General features: G+C 34.7%; 20 protein-coding genes and 1 pseudogene. 10 read left to right on the top strand and 11 right to left on the bottom strand.

From position 1 onward, the window contains the following. The first annotated feature begins 437 nt into the window (after positions 1-437). The 5 genes from ruvA (at position 438) to OOK97_RS00185 (ending at position 3,509) form a co-directional block, all read left to right on the top strand. Positions 438-1,019 (top strand): Holliday junction branch migration protein RuvA, encoded by a 582-nt coding sequence (gene ruvA / locus OOK97_RS00165; protein WP_264338838.1) that lies wholly within the window; start codon positions 438-440, stop codon positions 1,017-1,019. Then, complete coding sequence (ruvB, locus tag OOK97_RS00170; RefSeq protein WP_010963048.1) at positions 1,016-1,996, top strand: Holliday junction branch migration DNA helicase RuvB; 981 nt, start codon at positions 1,016-1,018, stop codon at positions 1,994-1,996. Before ruvA ends, ruvB begins: the two co-directional genes overlap by 4 nt. A gap of 77 nt (positions 1,997-2,073) precedes the next feature. Next, on the top strand, positions 2,074-2,637 hold the full coding sequence (locus tag OOK97_RS00175) for a hypothetical protein (protein ID WP_264705326.1): 564 nt from the start codon (positions 2,074-2,076) through the stop codon (positions 2,635-2,637). After that, positions 2,634-2,939, top strand: coding sequence for a hypothetical protein (locus tag OOK97_RS00180; protein ID WP_237357316.1), 306 nt, complete (start codon positions 2,634-2,636; stop codon positions 2,937-2,939). Before OOK97_RS00175 ends, OOK97_RS00180 begins: the two co-directional genes overlap by 4 nt. 60 nt (positions 2,940-2,999) lie before the next feature. Continuing rightward, the gene (locus OOK97_RS00185; RefSeq protein WP_264705328.1) at positions 3,000-3,509 is read left to right on the top strand and encodes a DNA-3-methyladenine glycosylase; all 510 of its coding nucleotides are present in this window, start codon (positions 3,000-3,002) and stop codon (positions 3,507-3,509) included. Between the two features lie 19 nt (positions 3,510-3,528). Here OOK97_RS00185 and purF read toward each other — a convergent pair whose 3' ends face one another. From purF to OOK97_RS00200, 3 genes are read right to left on the bottom strand one after another with little or no spacing between them, the layout of a single operon-like run. Then, positions 3,529-4,914, bottom strand: coding sequence for an amidophosphoribosyltransferase (purF, locus tag OOK97_RS00190; protein ID WP_264705329.1), 1,386 nt, complete (start codon positions 4,912-4,914; stop codon positions 3,529-3,531). A 25-nt stretch (positions 4,915-4,939) separates the two neighbouring features. Next, the gene (gene rodA / locus OOK97_RS00195; protein WP_253303503.1) at positions 4,940-6,043 is read right to left on the bottom strand and encodes a rod shape-determining protein RodA; all 1,104 of its coding nucleotides are present in this window, start codon (positions 6,041-6,043) and stop codon (positions 4,940-4,942) included. Between the two features lie 53 nt (positions 6,044-6,096). Then, entirely contained in the window at positions 6,097-7,563 is a 1,467-nt protein-coding gene (locus tag OOK97_RS00200; protein WP_264705330.1) for a proton-conducting transporter transmembrane domain-containing protein, read from the bottom strand. Between the two features lie 64 nt (positions 7,564-7,627). Between OOK97_RS00200 and OOK97_RS00205 the strand changes: the two genes are divergently transcribed. The 3 genes from OOK97_RS00205 to virB9 all read left to right on the top strand — a co-directional run bounded on the left by OOK97_RS00205 (position 7,628) and on the right by virB9 (position 9,370). Continuing rightward, positions 7,628-7,942: an NADH-ubiquinone oxidoreductase subunit NDUFA12 family protein gene (locus OOK97_RS00205; protein ID WP_264705331.1), complete on the top strand. Its 315-nt coding sequence runs from the start codon at positions 7,628-7,630 to the stop codon at positions 7,940-7,942. 2 nt (positions 7,943-7,944) lie between these two features. Next, entirely contained in the window at positions 7,945-8,400 is a 456-nt protein-coding gene (mlaD, locus tag OOK97_RS00210) for an outer membrane lipid asymmetry maintenance protein MlaD (protein ID WP_264705332.1), read from the top strand. 187 nt (positions 8,401-8,587) lie between these two features. Further along, positions 8,588-9,370, top strand: coding sequence for a P-type conjugative transfer protein VirB9 (virB9, locus tag OOK97_RS00215; RefSeq protein ID WP_264705333.1), 783 nt, complete (start codon positions 8,588-8,590; stop codon positions 9,368-9,370). A 3-nt stretch (positions 9,371-9,373) separates the two neighbouring features. On the opposite strand, the gene OOK97_RS00220 is transcribed toward virB9, so the two are convergent. The 6 genes from OOK97_RS00220 to der form a co-directional block, all read right to left on the bottom strand. Further along, positions 9,374-9,970, bottom strand: coding sequence for a ribonuclease HII (locus OOK97_RS00220; protein ID WP_264705334.1), 597 nt, complete (start codon positions 9,968-9,970; stop codon positions 9,374-9,376). A gap of 6 nt (positions 9,971-9,976) precedes the next feature. Next, complete coding sequence (gene mraY, locus OOK97_RS00225) at positions 9,977-10,957, bottom strand: phospho-N-acetylmuramoyl-pentapeptide-transferase (protein ID WP_264705685.1); 981 nt, start codon at positions 10,955-10,957, stop codon at positions 9,977-9,979. A 42-nt stretch (positions 10,958-10,999) separates the two neighbouring features. Continuing rightward, positions 11,000-11,227, bottom strand: a complete 228-nt coding sequence (locus OOK97_RS00230; protein ID WP_264705335.1) for a hypothetical protein — start codon at positions 11,225-11,227, stop codon at positions 11,000-11,002. Positions 11,228-11,399: 172 nt separating this feature from the next. After that, positions 11,400-11,942 carry a demethoxyubiquinone hydroxylase family protein gene (locus OOK97_RS00235; RefSeq protein ID WP_264705336.1) on the bottom strand — a complete coding sequence of 181 codons (543 nt, stop codon included), beginning with the start codon at positions 11,940-11,942 and terminating at the stop codon, positions 11,400-11,402. After that, positions 11,917-12,438, bottom strand: coding sequence for a disulfide bond formation protein B (locus OOK97_RS00240; protein ID WP_264705337.1), 522 nt, complete (start codon positions 12,436-12,438; stop codon positions 11,917-11,919). The genes OOK97_RS00235 and OOK97_RS00240 overlap by 26 nt, the downstream gene beginning before the upstream one ends. Beyond that, positions 12,435-13,760 carry a ribosome biogenesis GTPase Der gene (der, locus tag OOK97_RS00245; protein ID WP_012673406.1) on the bottom strand — a complete coding sequence of 442 codons (1,326 nt, stop codon included), beginning with the start codon at positions 13,758-13,760 and terminating at the stop codon, positions 12,435-12,437. The genes OOK97_RS00240 and der overlap by 4 nt, the downstream gene beginning before the upstream one ends. A gap of 131 nt (positions 13,761-13,891) precedes the next feature. Here der and OOK97_RS00250 point away from each other — a divergent pair, with 131 nt between their 5' ends. Further along, positions 13,892-14,101 carry a hypothetical protein gene (locus OOK97_RS00250; protein ID WP_264705338.1) on the top strand — a complete coding sequence of 70 codons (210 nt, stop codon included), beginning with the start codon at positions 13,892-13,894 and terminating at the stop codon, positions 14,099-14,101. Positions 14,102-14,110: 9 nt separating this feature from the next. Here OOK97_RS00250 and OOK97_RS00255 read toward each other — a convergent pair. Together OOK97_RS00255 and OOK97_RS00260 are read right to left on the bottom strand one after the other, a co-directional pair. Continuing rightward, positions 14,111-15,254: pseudogene (locus OOK97_RS00255) on the bottom strand (transposase). A 296-nt stretch (positions 15,255-15,550) separates the two neighbouring features. Next, positions 15,551-15,943, bottom strand: a complete 393-nt coding sequence (locus tag OOK97_RS00260; protein ID WP_010963040.1) for a TraR/DksA family transcriptional regulator — start codon at positions 15,941-15,943, stop codon at positions 15,551-15,553. 106 nt (positions 15,944-16,049) lie between these two features. Here OOK97_RS00260 and OOK97_RS00265 point away from each other — a divergent pair, with 106 nt between their 5' ends. Then, a complete protein-coding gene (locus OOK97_RS00265) occupies positions 16,050-16,697 on the top strand; it encodes a heme exporter protein CcmB (RefSeq protein WP_253303389.1) in 648 nt (215 codons plus the stop codon). Positions 16,698-16,757 lie beyond the last annotated feature (60 nt).

Genomic DNA, 16,757 nt, shown 5'->3' on the forward strand with positions numbered 1-16,757 from the left:
TCTTTAAAGTCTTAAACACTGCAATTTAGCTGCTTTTAAATGCAACTCACCTTAGTTTAAATGTTTAAGAAATTTACTAAGCAGAAAAAAAGGCAAAAGAAACCCCGTGTTAGCTAGTTGTCACTCTCTAATCCTGCAAATCGGCGTTCTATACTGTCTTAAACGCTATATAAGCGCGTTTTAGCTTATATAGCTAGAAATGTTGTGAAGACATAAGGTACACATAGTGCAAAAAATTAAACATGAGACGCCAAATACGTTGAGTTTTTTTGTCATTTAATCTGTACAGAGAAGATAAATAAATAGCTTCAGTTTCATGATAAGGGGGCTGGCGAAGGGTGTCAAGTGGTTTTTTAGCCATGTTTCCCTGTTATAATGTTCGTTTGCTTGACCTAAGATCCAGAAGTATTTAAACTGAACCCTATATAGTACTAAAAATGATAGGAAATCTAAGTGGAATAGTTGATGAAGTGCGCAGCGATCACATAATCCTGAATGTGAATGATGTTGGCTATATGGTGTATCTTTCAGCCAAAACTTTAAGTGCTTGTGCAATTGGAAGTAGAATCAAATTACTTATCGAAACCTATGCAAATAACAGAGAAAACACTACTCAGCTATATGGTTTTATAAGCAAAGAAGAACAGCAGTGCTTGAGGTTGCTAGTTAAAGTAAGCGGTGTTAGCTATAAAACTGCAATGTCAATTTTGAGTAAATTAACTCCAGAACAGCTATTTTTGGCAATTATGAATGAAGATAAAGTAACACTCAAGATGAGTGGACTTGGCTTGAAACTCATAAATCGAATCATCACTGAATTGAGTGGCAAAGTAAGTAAACTAGAAATAAATAACAATAACTTTAATCCAATTAATGAAGATGCCCTTTCAGCATTGATCAATCTTGGGTATGAAAAAATGAAAGCTTATGATACGATAAAAAAAATACAAGACGAATCGTCAAACCTGGACACTAAGGACATTATTCGCATGGCGCTTAAGGAGCTCTTAACATTATGAAATCAATATCGTGCGGTAAAGAATATACTGAAGATGTGCGCAATATTAACATCAGGCCTGAGCAACTTGATGATTTTGTCGGGCAAAAAGACTTAATACAAAATTTAAAAGTGTTTATAAACGCTGCACAGACGAGAACTGAAGCTTTAGATCACGTCTTATTGTACGGTCCTCCAGGGCTTGGCAAAACAACTTTAGCACAAATTGTTTCTAAAGAATTAAGAGTTAGCTTTCGCGCAACTTCTGGTCCTTTACTTAGTAAAGCTGGGGACTTGGCTGCAGTGCTTACCACTTTAAATGCAAAAGATGTTCTATTTATCGACGAAATCCATAGATTAAATCGCAGCATCGAAGAAGTTTTATATACTGCTATGGAAGATTTTTGCTTGGACATATTAGTAGGTGAAGGTCCATCTACTCGCACTTTAAGGATAGATCTACCACCATTTACGCTAATTGGAGCAACAACACGGCTTGGATTACTTTCTGCGCCACTCAGAGATCGTTTTGGCATTCCTTTGCATCTTGAGTTTTATTCCTTTGAGGAGCTGGTTAATATTATAAAAAGAGGCGCAAGAGTTCTTTCTGCTGAAATTGAAGAGGATGCAGCACGGGAAATTGCCTGCCGTGCGCGCGGCACTCCAAGAATTGCTTTGAGGTTACTCAGAAGAATAAGGGATTTTGTTGAAGTGAAAGATGATAAAAAAATCACTTATGAAGTCGCTGATTCTGTATTACTAAAATTGGGTGTAGATAAAATGGGACTCAATAAACTTGATATGAATTATCTAAGATTTTTATTCAACACTTCAGGCCCTGTTGGAATTGACACCATATCTATTGCGCTATCCGAAGATGTTGGCAATATTGAAGAAACAGTAGAACCTTATTTAATCAAAATTAGTTTTGTAAAGCGCACACCAAGAGGGCGCGTTCTAACCGATCAAGCAAAGGAGTATTTGAGCTTTCAACATTAAACGTCATAATTTATATTGACTAATTGAGATAATGCTCGTATGTTGACATTTGTGTATTAAGGATAATGGAGGCATATATGTTAGATAGTAATGAAACTGTATCTTTGATTGTTGATCAAAATATTGCTGCTGGTAGCGTATCTGGGTCAATACCGAATAAGGATAAATGTAGGTACGTCACTCTTGATGATGAAGAAACATGGAAGAGGTTCTTTGTAGATCAGAACAACCCTTCTACTAATACTACTAATAAAGTAATAGTGAAACCTCATGTTCATAAGAATAGCGATGGTATGTATAGATATACTGCTGAGGAGACCAAATATCATGGTCGGGAAATTGTAGGCAAAGCTGCTAAACAAATTGAAGAAGAGATATCTAAAAATATTGATGCAAAGCTTATAAAATTAAGAGAAACTAAAAATATAGATAACAGTGTTAAGCCTGTCATAAGAATTGCGCTGAACGATTATATAAAAGAAGTAAACTTGCATGATATTCTAAGTGGTAATATGTGCAAAAAGTACGATGTAAAGACAGTTACGTTGCTACTACCTGACCAAAAAACAAGGGGGTACGTTGCCAAATTGATAAGGATGGGGCAAGAATTTATGAAGTGGCTAATGGGTCATATCAAATGACTTTAAAGTGGAATGCTCAAGGAAAAGAATGTAATATTAAAATTAATATTCATGATAATGGCTCCGTAGAACTTATTGAGGGTAATGGTGTTACTATGGAGCAATTAGCTGCACATAAAGAAGTAAAAGTAGGAAGGCAATATGAAGCAAAGCCTTTACATGAAGTGTTAGCATCACAATTGCCACAAACACAATTACAACAAAGCTCTGAAGAAGTAAAATTTTTGGAGCAGCATTCAACAAATGTAGAAGACTTGAGCGGCGCATCACAAAAGCATCAAGCTCCTGCTGCTTCAAAATAGGTAAAGTAGTGAAAATTCAGTATAAGTTGCTTGCATCTGCAAGTAACTTATACTCTTATAATGAGCAACATAATACTACCAAGAAATTTCTATGAGCGGTCAACTTTAATTGTAGCTGGAGAGTTATTGGGAAAAGTCCTCAAATTTTCTAACTTTAGTGGAATAATAACCGAAGTTGAAGCCTATATAGGAATGAATGACCCAGCTTGTCATGCGGCAAGAGGCTATACTAATCGAACCTCAGTAATGTTTGGTGTGCCGGGGTTTTCGTACGTATATTTTATATATGGAATGTACTACTGTTTAAACATTGTAACAGAAGCAGAAGGGTTCCCAGCAGCAGTGTTAATACGGGGATTAAAGCTTATTGAACCACTTGAAGCAAATTTAGGTGGACCAGGAATATTGTGCAAAAGATTAAATATTACAAAAGAACATAACAAACAGGACCTTACTATAAGCCACGAATTTTGTGTTTATGAATCCCACCTCAAACCAGATTATATTTGCACTCCGAGAATCGGAATTAGTAAAGGCCAAGAGAAATTTTGGCGGTTTAAGATTTTCTAAACTTAAGACCTTGCGTAGACTATTTGCCAATCGGATAATCACCAGTGAAACAAGCATCACAATATTGTGGTATAGCATTGTTACGCACCTCTCCTTTAACAGCCTGATATAGTCCATCAATACTCAAGAAGGCTAGGCTATCTACTCCTATAACTTCCTTAATTTCCTCTACAGATTTATTTGCAGCAATTAAATCTTTGCACTCTGGCGTATCTATTCCATAAAAACAAGAATGCTTAATTGGTGGGCTTGAAATTTTGAGGTGAATCTCTTTTACTCCTGCATCCTTTAGCATAACTATTATATTTGTTAACGTACTACCACGCACTATACTATCATCTATTAAAATTATGTTTTTACCTTTCAAAGTGTGCTTATTAGCATTGAATTTTAATTTTATTCTAACTTTACGTACTTCAGCGGTTGGTTGTATAAAAGTTCTTCCTATGTAATGATTACGAATTATTCCCAGTTCCATAGGTAATCCTGAATGCTTTGCATATCCAATAGCTGCAGGTATTCCAGAATCAGGTATTGGTACAACCATATCTACATTGTTTTTTGGTGGGCTCTCTTCTGCAAGTATTCTTCCTATTTCTTTTCTTGTATCGTATATAGACCTATTCTCCATTATGCTGTCTGGTCTTGAAAAATAAACGTATTCAAAAATACAAAAACTTGATTTTTGCTGTGGGAAAGGAAACATTGAGGCTAGCTTACTACCCGAACTGATGGTAACTAATTCGCCTGGTTCTATTTCTCTAACAAACTCTGCATTTATTATATCAAGAGCACAAGTTTCAGATGCAAGAACGTAAGAACCGTTTAACTTTCCTAAAACAAGAGGCCTGATTCCAGATGAATCACGTACTCCAATAACTACTTCTTGATTGATTGCAACAAAAGAATAAGCACCTTGTATTTGCTTTAATGCATATATAAAACTCTCTAAAAAGCTATCTTTTTCACCGCTTGCTGTCAGATGCACTACTACTTCTGTATCAATATCTGACTGAAAAACGCACTCTTGTTTAATCAATTGTTCGCGTATCGGAGAAATATTAATTAAATTACCATTATGTGCTATGGCGAAATCCCCAAATTTGCCACTTTTGCTAAACATGGGCTGCACTCCAAATTTATTACCACTTGTTGAGTATCGAACATGACCTATTGCACAATCTCCAGGTAAGGATTTCTTTATTTCATCTATATCATCAAATACGCTGCTCACTTGACCTTGAAAGTGATAAGAGTGCAGCTTATCGTTGTTACTGGTTACTACGCCAAAAGACTCTTGACCTCTATGCTGCAAAGCGTGGAGAGCAAGTATAGAGTTAAAAGCAGCACTTTGGTTGCAACTTATGCCAAATACCCCACATTCCTCACGCATTTCATCTAGCATAAAAACTATTAAGTAAAATTTAATTTTACTTTAGCATAGGTAAAATACAAGCATTTTGTTGTTCATCTGCTTTTATTGCCAGCAATAATCCTATGCATATTAAGCTTGCAGCAGTTGTACTTCCTCCATAGGACAGAAATGGCAATGGGTCGCCTATCACAGGTAAGAGGCCCATTGTCATTCCGATGTTTATAAAGAAATGAGCACTAAAAAAGGCGAAAATGCCGATAGATACCGACTTAGAAAAATAATTTTTCGACCTATAAGCGATAGAGAAAATTATGCCAAGTAATGAGGTATAAAGCAAAATTAAAGCCATGCTACCTAAAAATCCCCATTCCTCACTCAGCACTGCAAAAGCAAAATCTGTACGTTTCTCCGGCAAAAATCCAAGTTGAGTTTGACTTCCGTTAACAAAGCCCTTACCAAGCAAACCTCCTGAACCAATAGCTATCTGAGATTGCTGCGCATTATAACCTATTCCAAGTGGATCCACTGATGAATCCAAAAACGACAATATCCTTTGCTTGTGATAAGGACGTAAAAAAGGCCAAATAGCCGGTACTGCAAAAATGCCAAGCGTTCCACATATTACCGAATGAGATCTTTTTATTATTGCTGTGAATATAATTGATATCCCTATAAATAACATTATCACAGCTGTGCCTAAATTAGGTTGCTTTAACACCAAGAACACGGGTAAGAAAATAATTATAAGTGCCTTAAGCAATCTTTTAAATTCCATCATTTTATATACACTCTGCTTATCAAAATAGCGAGCAAGCGCAAGTATTAAGCCTACTTTTGCAAATTCTGATGGTTGCAAACTAATTGATCCAATTCTTATCCACCTTGTTGCACCCATTATGTGTGAGCCAAAAAAATTCACTACTAATAGCGAAATCACTGCTGCTACATAAAAAAAGTAGGCGTGCTTCAAATAAAAATCTAGCTCTATGAATGACATAGCTATAGCAAGTAGGAAAAAGAAGGAGAATATGACCAGTTGGTGAATCGCAAATGGCACCCACTTTCCTCCAGCAGAAGAGTATTGAACAACAATGCCAACGCAAAACAGCGCTATCACGTTAATGACTAACAACCAATGAATCTTCTTCAGTCTATCCACAATAAAGACCTTATAACCTTAAAGTATAGTAAAATATGAAACAAAGATAAAAATCAAAAAACCAACTTCTCAACTACTAACCGAATTGGAGTGCTATATATTCCAGTTACTACTGTTAAAACTGCCATAAACAATAGACAGAAAAGCATAGGAAATGGCACATCATTAATTTTGTCCGGTGTCATTCCAGTGCGTGACGTTGCATCATTTTCAAAATACATTTTCTCTACCATCTTCCACATATATATCAATGCAAGGAAAGAGCCAGCAGCAAATGTTACAAGGGAAATCCACGCATGAGATTCGATAATTGCTTTCATTATATACCACTTGCTTACAAAGCCATTTGTTAAAGGCACACCGATTAATGCTAAACTGAGTAGAGTGAATGCAAGTGCTGTATAAGGCATTGATTTCTTGAGTCCCGATAAATTCTCTATTTTTGTTGTATCAAATTTGTAAGAAATACATCCTGCAGCCATGAATAAAGATGTTTTTATTATGCTGTGGTTTACTATGTGAAGAATTGCTGCAAATACACCTGTTTTTGAGTTAAAACTCAGTGCTAAAATTATATAACCAATTTGGCTGACACTAGAATTAGCAAGCAGTCTTCTTATATCTTTTGCAGTTATTGCAGATATTGACCCAAATATAACAGCGCAAAGTGCGAGGATAATTATCACATTGTCCAACAGCGGCTTAAACAAGAAAAAATTTTGTTGGAAAATGGTATAAAAGATTCTGATGAAAACATATATCATCACTTTAGTTACTGTGCCTGAAAAGAATATGCTGATGAAACTTGGCGCTTCACTATATGCATTAACCAGCCACCTGCTTAATGGAAACAGTGCCATTTTAATTGAGAGACCAACAAAAATGAACAATGTGCCAAGTTTTATGATGTTGTTATCGTATAATGGAACTATTCTTTCAGCCATGTCAGACATATTGAGTGTTCCAGTCATTGAATACAAGAGCCCGATGCCAAACAAGTAAAACGTTGCCCCTATAGTGCCACTAATTAGATATTCAAATGCTGCAACTAGAGCTTTTTTATCCCTTCCCATTGAAACTAATACATAAGAAGAAAGAGATGAAATTTCCAAAAAAACATAAAGATTGAATATGTCGTTTGTTACTAAAATTCCGAATAGTCCGCTTAAGCACAACAGAAATAGAGAGTAAAAACCAGTGATTTTGTTTTTGCTAATTTCTTTTTCGTTAATATAAAAGCTATAAAGCACACTAATCAGCGCTATAAAATTCACCAAAGTTAGAATCAAGGAGTTTAACACGTCGATTCTTAACTCTATGCCGTACGGAGGAGCCCAATTTCCAAGGTGATAAGTTATAATCTCGCCTTTATATGTTTTAATGAGTAGTATCGATGAAATGATAAGAGTGATTGTTGTTGCAATAAAAGAAATAAACCAAGACACCTTGTGTTTCTTGGCAAGAAAGCAAAACATTGATGCAATTATTGGTATAATAACTTGTAAAATTGGTAATTGCATTAAATTGTTGTTAATATATCGTTAAAGTATTAGTATATATAATACTTTTTGTTTTAATACCCTTATGTTATCTAAAGTTTGTAATGCAATAAAACGCCTATTACGAAGAGAAGATAAATTTGTAGGAAGAGATGAAAATGGAAATTCTTACTATGAATCAAGTAAAGGGAAAAGGTGGGTTATATATAGCAGTGTCTCTGAGCCTACAACAGTGCCTCCGGAATGGCATATATGGCTTCACTATACTGATAATGTAGTACCAGTTAATAATAAAAAAAGAAAAGTAAAACATACTCCTAATTTAACGGGTACAAAAGATGCATACTATCCAAACCAAAAAGTGAAAAATTACTATAAAAGCTGGAGTCCTGATAACTAAAGATGCGAAGGTCAAATATACTTGAAATAACCGCTGGATTATTTGTATTAATTTTTACTATTTTTCTGATTTTCTTTGCTATTGATAAGCTATCTTACATAAAGAAAAACTATAAGGATTGCAATAAAATATATGGTCTTTTTGCTAACGCTAACGGTATAGGAGTTGGTGATAGTGTCAAGATCTCTGGTGTGGACGTTGGAAGCATAACTGGTGTATCACTTGATAAAGCTACCTACGTAGCACGAATCGATATGTGTATAAGCAGAGACATAAAATTGCCAATTGATAGTTCAGCTCTGATCACTAGCAGTGGAGTTGTTGGTAGTAAATTTGTTAATATATCACCTGGGTCAGATGCTAAACTAATCTTGCACGGTGGTAAAATAGAGTATACTCAAGCTGAAGCAAATATGGGTGGAATAATGGACAGAATTCTTGGTATGTTTACGAAGTGAAAATGGCAGGATTCCAAGTATATCCGTTTAGGTGAAGCCTCCTGTAGTTCTAAAGTATTTAAGGAGTTTGCCTTATTTCTTGCCTTTTCTACCGCTTGCTAACCTATAATTGGGGTTTATAGTATAGCTTAACAGTTGCAGTGCATGTCTATCAATGATAAAATGAAGATTAATTTATTTTGATATTATGATTGGTTTACTGTTTGCCGTACTGTTGTTCCTCTGTGGTAGTGATGCACTTGCAAAACAGGAGCCACGTTCAATAGCTGGAGATGATCACATAAAGGTGATAAATTATAACCCACAGGCTATACATAAGTATACGGGTTTTTATGGTTATCAATCCAGCATATTGTTTGAACCAGGGGAGGTAATACAAAACCTTTCAATGGGTGATTCAACTGGTTGGCAACTTCTTCCTCAAGGTAACAGATTGTTTATTAAGCCTATAGATGATATTGCCGATACTAATGCAACTATAATTACCAATAAAAGAGTTTATTACTTTGAACTTCATGCTGAAGAAGCAACTGGACTAGATGATCCAAAATTAGCATATGAAGTAAGGTTTCTTTATCCACTATTTAGCAGTGATGAGATTTACACAACAAATAACGGTGATATCTTCGAACAAGCTAGTCATACCATTATTCCTGATATAAACGATATTGAAGTTGTAAAGAAAGGCTTAAATTTTAATTATTCCATCTCGCACGTTAAAGGCAGTCAGTCAATAATACCAATCAAGGTTTTTGATGATGGAAAATTTACATATCTACAATTCAATAAAATAAACTCTGATTTCCCGGCAGTTTTTATGGTTGATTCTGCAGGATATGAGTCTTTAGTAAACTTCCGTACAGTTGACGACTACCTGATAATCGAAAGGGTGAGTTCAGTGTTTACCTTAAGGAATGGATCAAGTACAGTTTGCCTATTTAATGAAAACATGCCTTTCAAAAAAGGGTAAAGGCTATAATGCCTGAGATATGGGTGCAAAATTTTTTCTATGATGTTCTGTAATTCCATAAAGGCCAATAGCGTTAAGGTGCTCTTTTGTCCCATATCCTTTATTTTTATACCAATTATATTCAGGATGCTTATTGTGCAATTCTTGCATAAGCCGATCTCTCGTAACTTTTGCAACGATTGAAGCTGCTGCAATTGATGTACTCAAATTATCACCATTTACTATGGATTTCACTTGCCATTTCACTTCAGGTGGTTGATTACCATCAACTAGCACATAATCTAACTCTAGGTCCAAGTCTATCAAAGCACGTTTCATTGAAAGTTTTGTTGCTTGCAAGATATTGTATGAATTTATTTCTTCTACGCTTGCCATTCCTATACCAAATTTTGCAACGGATGTTATTTTTTCATATAGGGCTTGCCTACATTGAGGAGTCAACTTTTTCGAGTCGTTGATTCCATCAATAATTGTATTTCTATCAATAAACACTACGGCTGCGGATATTACTGGACCAGCTAGCGGACCTCTTCCAACTTCATCCACTCCTGCTATCACTCCTGATAATTTATTTTCTAATGTGAAGTCTGGGTATTTCATAGGTTTTTATAATAAGAAAGTTATAGTAAAAACTGAGCAGATAATAGAAATTATCCAAAATTTCATAACGATTACATTTTCTGACCATCCCTTCTTCTCAAAGTGATGATGTATTGGTGCCATAAGAAAAACTCTTTCTCCTTTTCCATATTTAAACTTTGTATATTTAAAATATGATATCTGAATAATCACAGATAGAGTCTCTATTACAAAGATTATTCCAATAACGGCAAAAAGCATTTCTCTTTTAATTAGGACACTAGTTAACCCTAAAGCTGCGCCTACCGACAAGCTACCAACATCACCCATAAATATTTTTGCTGGATGTGTGTTAAACCACAAGAAACTTAAAATAGCTCCTATAAATGCAATGCAGAATAAAGTAATATTCATATCTGCTTGAGTTATGTATGCAATTAGCCCCAAAAAAGCAAAGGAAGTGATGACTTGAGTTGCAGCAAGGCCATCCAAACCATCTGTGAGATTCACAGCATTAGCAGAGCCGACAATTACAAACGCAGCGAACGGAACATATAGATAGCCAAAGTCGATTATTACTTCTTTAAATAGGGATGTTTTTGTAAAACTTTCAGCAGAGTATAGCTTAAGTATAGACATACTAAACAGAATGACAATAAACTGAATAAGTATTTTGGTTTTTGCGCTTAAACCTCGATAGTGATTTGTCTTCAATTTTAAATAATCATCAATAAATCCAAGTAGAGCAAAAAATAGAGTTATCAATATCAGCAGCAAAATTTCTGGTGTTAACTGAGCCCAGAGTAAAATTGGTAATAAAGAAGAAATCAGTATTATTATTCCGCCCATAGGTGGTACATTCTTTTTTGTTATTAAATGACTTTCTGGTCCACATGATCTAATTGGTTGCCCATCTTTACTTATTTTTTTTAGAAGCTTTATAAAATAGGGAAAAAGAATAAATCCAAAAATAAATGAGGTAAAAAATATTTTTGTAGCTAAGATCATCTGCTTATTTAATTGACTAAGTATCATACCATCTGGGTAAGGTCAATAATCATCTCCTGCTTTTTCTAGCTTTAATTGTAGTCCTTGAGATAAATTGGTTAGTACGCCGTTCATCGGATTGTGTCTAAAGTTAGATATGACAAAATGATCCTTATCGAAAATGTAAGATGTGAAAGGTAAGTTAATTCTTTCTTCGTTATTTATTTTGACAGCTACGAGTTTACTTCTACCATCACAAGCAGTATCTCCTGGTTCTAAATTAAAACGCACTTTTATCCCTCTTTAGTAATCTATACTCTGGATGTAGTTAATTTACAAGCACTAATTATTGATTAATAATAGTGATATGAAAATATAGTTATAGAATAATTGTTATACTTGAATTTCTTCCTGCCTTCTGTTGTCATCAGAACATTTAAAACACTTTAAGAAAGCTGCTTAGTTAAATTAACTTAGACAAGTAAATAGCAGCTTTGCAGCCTGTTTTTATGAATGAAGATAAAATGTTGTAGCCAAATGCGCTTTCAGCATTGTGCTGAATTGCAATATCTCTGTGTTCTAGCTCCTCATCGCGGAATTTACTTATAGTTTCTCTTAATTCCCCATCTTCTAAATGTGAAACTTGCTCTTTGTAGTGCTCCCCTATAACTTCTTCAACTGCAGCAGTGCAAGCCATAGCAGCTTTTTTGCCCATAATGGCAGTTGCAACGCCAAGTGACACTCCTAACATACGCCAAACTGGCAACAAAACAGTAGGACGAACTTTTTGCTCTTTGATTTTCTCATTAAAATAGTGAAAATGCTTTTTTTCCTGCTCTTCCATTTCAATTATTTCATTGATTATAGAAGATTTTTTAAGAATAAATTTTTGACCAGAATAAATGCAAATAGCTCCATATTCTCCAGCGTGATCTACTCTAATTGCCTGTTGCAAGAACTGATTGTTGCTGCACCTTAAATTATTTAGATTTCTTTCTTTCTCCATAACACACCTTACCTGATACGAACAGAGCTACTATGAGATAAATTAAATTCCATGTTGCTAAGGAAACACCTAGAACGTAATGAGGTCTGTCACAAGATGGAGAGTAATTAGGATTTAGTAGATTATTTCTGAGCTCTTCTATACTAGCGTTACCACTTGCTTGCTCTGTGCATCCTAAAATGTCATGAAACAAGTGGAGTTCAAGACCTACATGATAAAAAGATATTATTGCCCCTGCGAGGTAACTGCAAAACATTGCATAGATTAGAATTTTGTTGTCTTTAAGCATGCACGCTACTGCAAGTAATCCAGCGATATAGTAAACTATTCGCTCGTATGTACATAACTTGCATGGCAGCATGTTGAAAAAATATTCTAGCACATATGCAAAAATTAGAGCAGCGGCACTCGACAGCAGAAAGATTGCAGGAATTCTGGAATTATTACACATAACTTTAAGTAAATTATCCCTGAAAGTATAAAGCAGAGTATTCATTTTACATAGGGATTTTTATTTTTTTTCAAAAGCAATCTAACTGGCACACCGTCTGCAAAGAAATTTTTTCTGAGATCGTTAATTAAATAGCGTTTGTAACTTTCATCAACACTTTCAGGTATGTTACATATCAAAGAAAAAGCTGGAGGTTTAGTACCAATTTGAGCGATATACTTCATTTTAACTGCTTTGCCTTTTACAAGAGGGTGAGAATGTTTTCCTACAGCATCTATGAGCCACTTATTCAGTTTTGCAGTGCTGATCTTCTTGTTCAAGGATTCACTCACTTCAAGACACTTATCTATCACATCACCGCAGCGCATGCCTTTTAACGCAGAAATTGTTATAGTTGGCACTTCCAAGAATAACCTGGTTACTTCCTGTTGTTTGACAAATTTTATTAACCTGCTTCTGTCATCCTTACCTATTAAATCCCACTTATTTAAAACAACAATAATCCCTTTCCCTCCCTTAATTGCAGCTTCACCAATTGATAAATCCTGCTGCTCAATACCAACTAGGGAGTCTAGCATTAAAACTACCACATGAGAGCGCTTGATTGATTCCATGCTTTTCTCAACAAATCTTGATTCTAAGCCATCTACAACATTCGCCTTTCTGCGGATTCCGGCAGTGTCAATTAGAGTAATTAACTCTCCATCATGATCATATGTAATATCCACAGAATCACGTGTGGTACCTGGCTCTGAACTTGTTATTAGTCTGTTTTCTGCAAGTAAACCATTTAAAAAAGTTGATTTTCCAACATTCGGACGGCCGATGATCGCGATCCTCAGCCTACTCAGTTCATTGTTAGGTAACTCAGTGTTCTCGTTAAAATTTTCAATAACACCAGCTAATGCATCATAAAGATCAACCATGCCAAGATTATGCTCGGCAGAGATATACACCGGGCCAAGAAAATCAAAAAACTGCAAATAATCAACATTTTCGGATTTATGACTCTCGCATTTATTTGCTATCAGTATCACAGGTTTATTTATTTTTCTCTTCAGCCACTTTGCAAACTCTTTATTTCGCTCATTTTGCACTTTTGCGTCAACAAGAAAGAAAATTATGTTTGAACTGGATAAAGAAAACTCTATTTGCTCAATAACTTGCAGTGAAAAACTAGTTTGGTCGTTCCATCCTCCTGTATCTATAACTTTAAACTCCAAATCGCTAATTCTCCCCATTCCCTCTCGCCTATCCCTTGTCACTCCTGGAATGTTACTCACTACTGCTGCTTTTCTTCCTACTAATCTGTTGAATAGGGTCGATTTTCCAGCATTTGGTAGGCCTACTATGGCAATTTTTAGCATAATTCAAGGGCATGTTCTATATGAAGTAAATTATAACCGAAACTTTTCAATTTAACTATTGACTTCGTAGATTATATAAGCATACTACAGTTAGAATTTTTTTATTTCGTTATGTAAAATATGAGGTAGTTATGCTAGTGTCAGAGCAAATAGAGAGTGTAGATAGAGAAGAATTAAAGCAACAAAATCATATACATAAAGATACAGAGTGTTCGGAAGAGACGACAATATATGGGCATATTAATCAACATATGGAAAAAAACATCTCAAATACATTGCATGAAATATATGATGCTCTTATGTCATATAACGAATCGGAACAGTCAATGAAGTCAACTTAAGAACTTTCATTAGCAAACTCTCCTAAAGACATGATGGCGTTTAGGCTTATCTACTTTATTGCGGCTGTCCCGGTCGGATTTTAACTTTAGCGCGTATACTTAAAAAGGGCTTGAAAGTTTTTTGGTGCAATAAGTACCTGATAGAGTTTCTGTCTCATTACACTAAATAAAACTGAAAAATTTAAACGATACTCAGTAATTTGATCTGGGTTCCAAGGCCCTTGTGCATCACACATATGAAGCGATAATATATTGCACATGACCAAGTTTGCCCAAAATTCTTGTAATACAGCCTCTCCAGAAAAATTCTCTAACTCTGCTCCTACTTTGAGTCGTTTATAGCACTTCTCTATGTGCCACCTTAACACATAAGCTTTGCTCCAAAGTCTCGGTCAAAAACTCTGTTTCTCAGTTGGCTAATGTCAGCACTATAACTCTTACTTTCTGTCCTTTCATTTTATTTTTTAGCTTTTCATTTTCTAATATAAAATCAAAATCTAATTCGCCAGCGTTCCCATAGCTTACTATAATTTCTTTTTTGCAAGCGAAAAATAAAATCTACTTCCAAATCATAATGCTGCTGAATGAATTTTACTGAAGACGATCATAGATAAATAATAATTTCTCTTGATTTAATAAACGCATTTGAGTGATAACTTCGGGTAATTGCTCTGCCGCCAACGTTTGTTCACCTATATTCCAAGCTGCAAGACGAGCACTGCAAATCAATGAAGTACACAAATCAACAAACAAATTGCCAATGGTGCCTGTTGTTCCATTTGGTTCAAACTCGGATACAATTTCCCCAGAGCTGGGTAATCTCATACCAGAACCATCTGCTGCAATAAGTCTATAGCCTCTCCAACTCAGGTTCATCCTGATAGGCTGTTTGGATGCTTAAATTCTTGAAAGCCTGTATGGCAAATCTTATACCTTGCTTTAGAAAAAGCTTGCTTTGAGGGTACATGTCAATGGCTCCATAAGTTCACATTCTATTCCCAAACTTTTTTTAACTAACTTTAAAATCATAGAAAATACTGTCGAAAAAGGAAGTTTTCTTGTTCGTGTAAAACTCAACACAATGGATTTTCTGAAAAGTTTTCGAGTATATTATATTTTTAATTTGTAGAATAAGGTTTTTTCCTTTTTGCATATTTCACCTAAAAAGGACACATTTTAGACTTCTTTGTTGAAATAAAACAGAAACAAAAGTGCTGTCCCTTGCACTCTTTGGATAATTTAATGATAAAAAATTTAGAGAGAAATTTTATACACAATCTCTGACATTTTTCCTTAAGTTGACGCCATTGCCTGAACGGATACAACTTAATTTTTAATCTGCAGGAGTCAAGTTGAGAATGTCCAATTTTCCACTTTCTTTATAGCATAACATACTTCAGCGCCTCTTGCTCCTCTTGAAGTCCAATGGGCTCACCACTTATGTGTAAATTAATCGTTAATGTTGTACACGTTCTTTTCTTTTTCTACTCTCTCTTGCTCTTCAATACAATATATAGCAAGCGGATTAGCTTTAAGTCTTTCGACTCCTATTTCTTCTCCTGTTCCATCGCAGTAACCATAAGTGCCTAATTTTATTTTTTCTAACGCCTCCTTAATTTTTTCTTTTCTATCTTTTCGACGCTTGATTAATTCCTCGTTTCCACTATCTTCATCAGAATAGTATGTATCAATACTATTATCTTCTAGTTCTTGTTTCTCTAACTCAGCGAGTATTGATTGTAACTTTAAGCTGAAGTATTCCAGTTGTTTTACGCTCATATATTCTTCATCTTCTGAAGGAGTGTAATCTTCTGGTGACTTTATTTTTGGTAACTTTTCCATAATTGCATTATCAAAAAAATAATAAAACCTATATAATTTATGAACAAAAAATTATACTACCTCAAAGTAAACACTATAATTTATAATAAACATTTAAAAGCCTAGTATGATCGACTCAGTAAAAAAATTAGTAATAGATGATAAGAACTTTACCTATATAGTATGTATTTTTATCATAATGTTAAGTTTATCTTCATTTACACTTAAAAACAACAATAAACAAGAAGTTATGTTAACATTAACATGGATATGTGCTACATTTGTTTTGCAGATTTCTACAAATAATTTGTTTACATCTGATTATCATGATGGAATATTAGAGCAAATCTTTGTACAGCCACTCTCTTCTAGGCTTATAGTTGCTTATAAAATTTTCGCTCACTGGCTATTATTTGGATTACCAATTTCAGTGATTTCTTCCATATTCAGCTTTGCAGTTCTATGCAATAGTATTGAACACTCAATAGCAGTTGGAGTGTCTTTATTATTTAATACGCTGATAATCACTAATATTTCAGCTACTGGAAATGCATTGATGATTGGTCAAAACAACTTAGCATCAGGAGTATCGCAAATTCTTGTTTTGCCAATGATAATGCCAACCTTTGTGTATTTTAAAATGCTAACTCAATTTGAAAATTTATCCTTGAATATTTATACACTACTAATCACCATCTTAGTTTTTGTTATTTTGATTGTTAACAGCACCATAACTACTCACATGGCACTAAAATTTGCTGTGGAACAGGATTGAAAAATCTTACTGTTATTCAGTAGACTTCTTGCATAACCTAGAAAAAAGGCAAATAGTTAT

Source organism: Wolbachia endosymbiont (group A) of Gymnosoma rotundatum (genome assembly GCF_947250765.1).
GTDB classification, from domain to species: Bacteria; Pseudomonadota; Alphaproteobacteria; order Rickettsiales; family Anaplasmataceae; genus Wolbachia; species Wolbachia pipientis.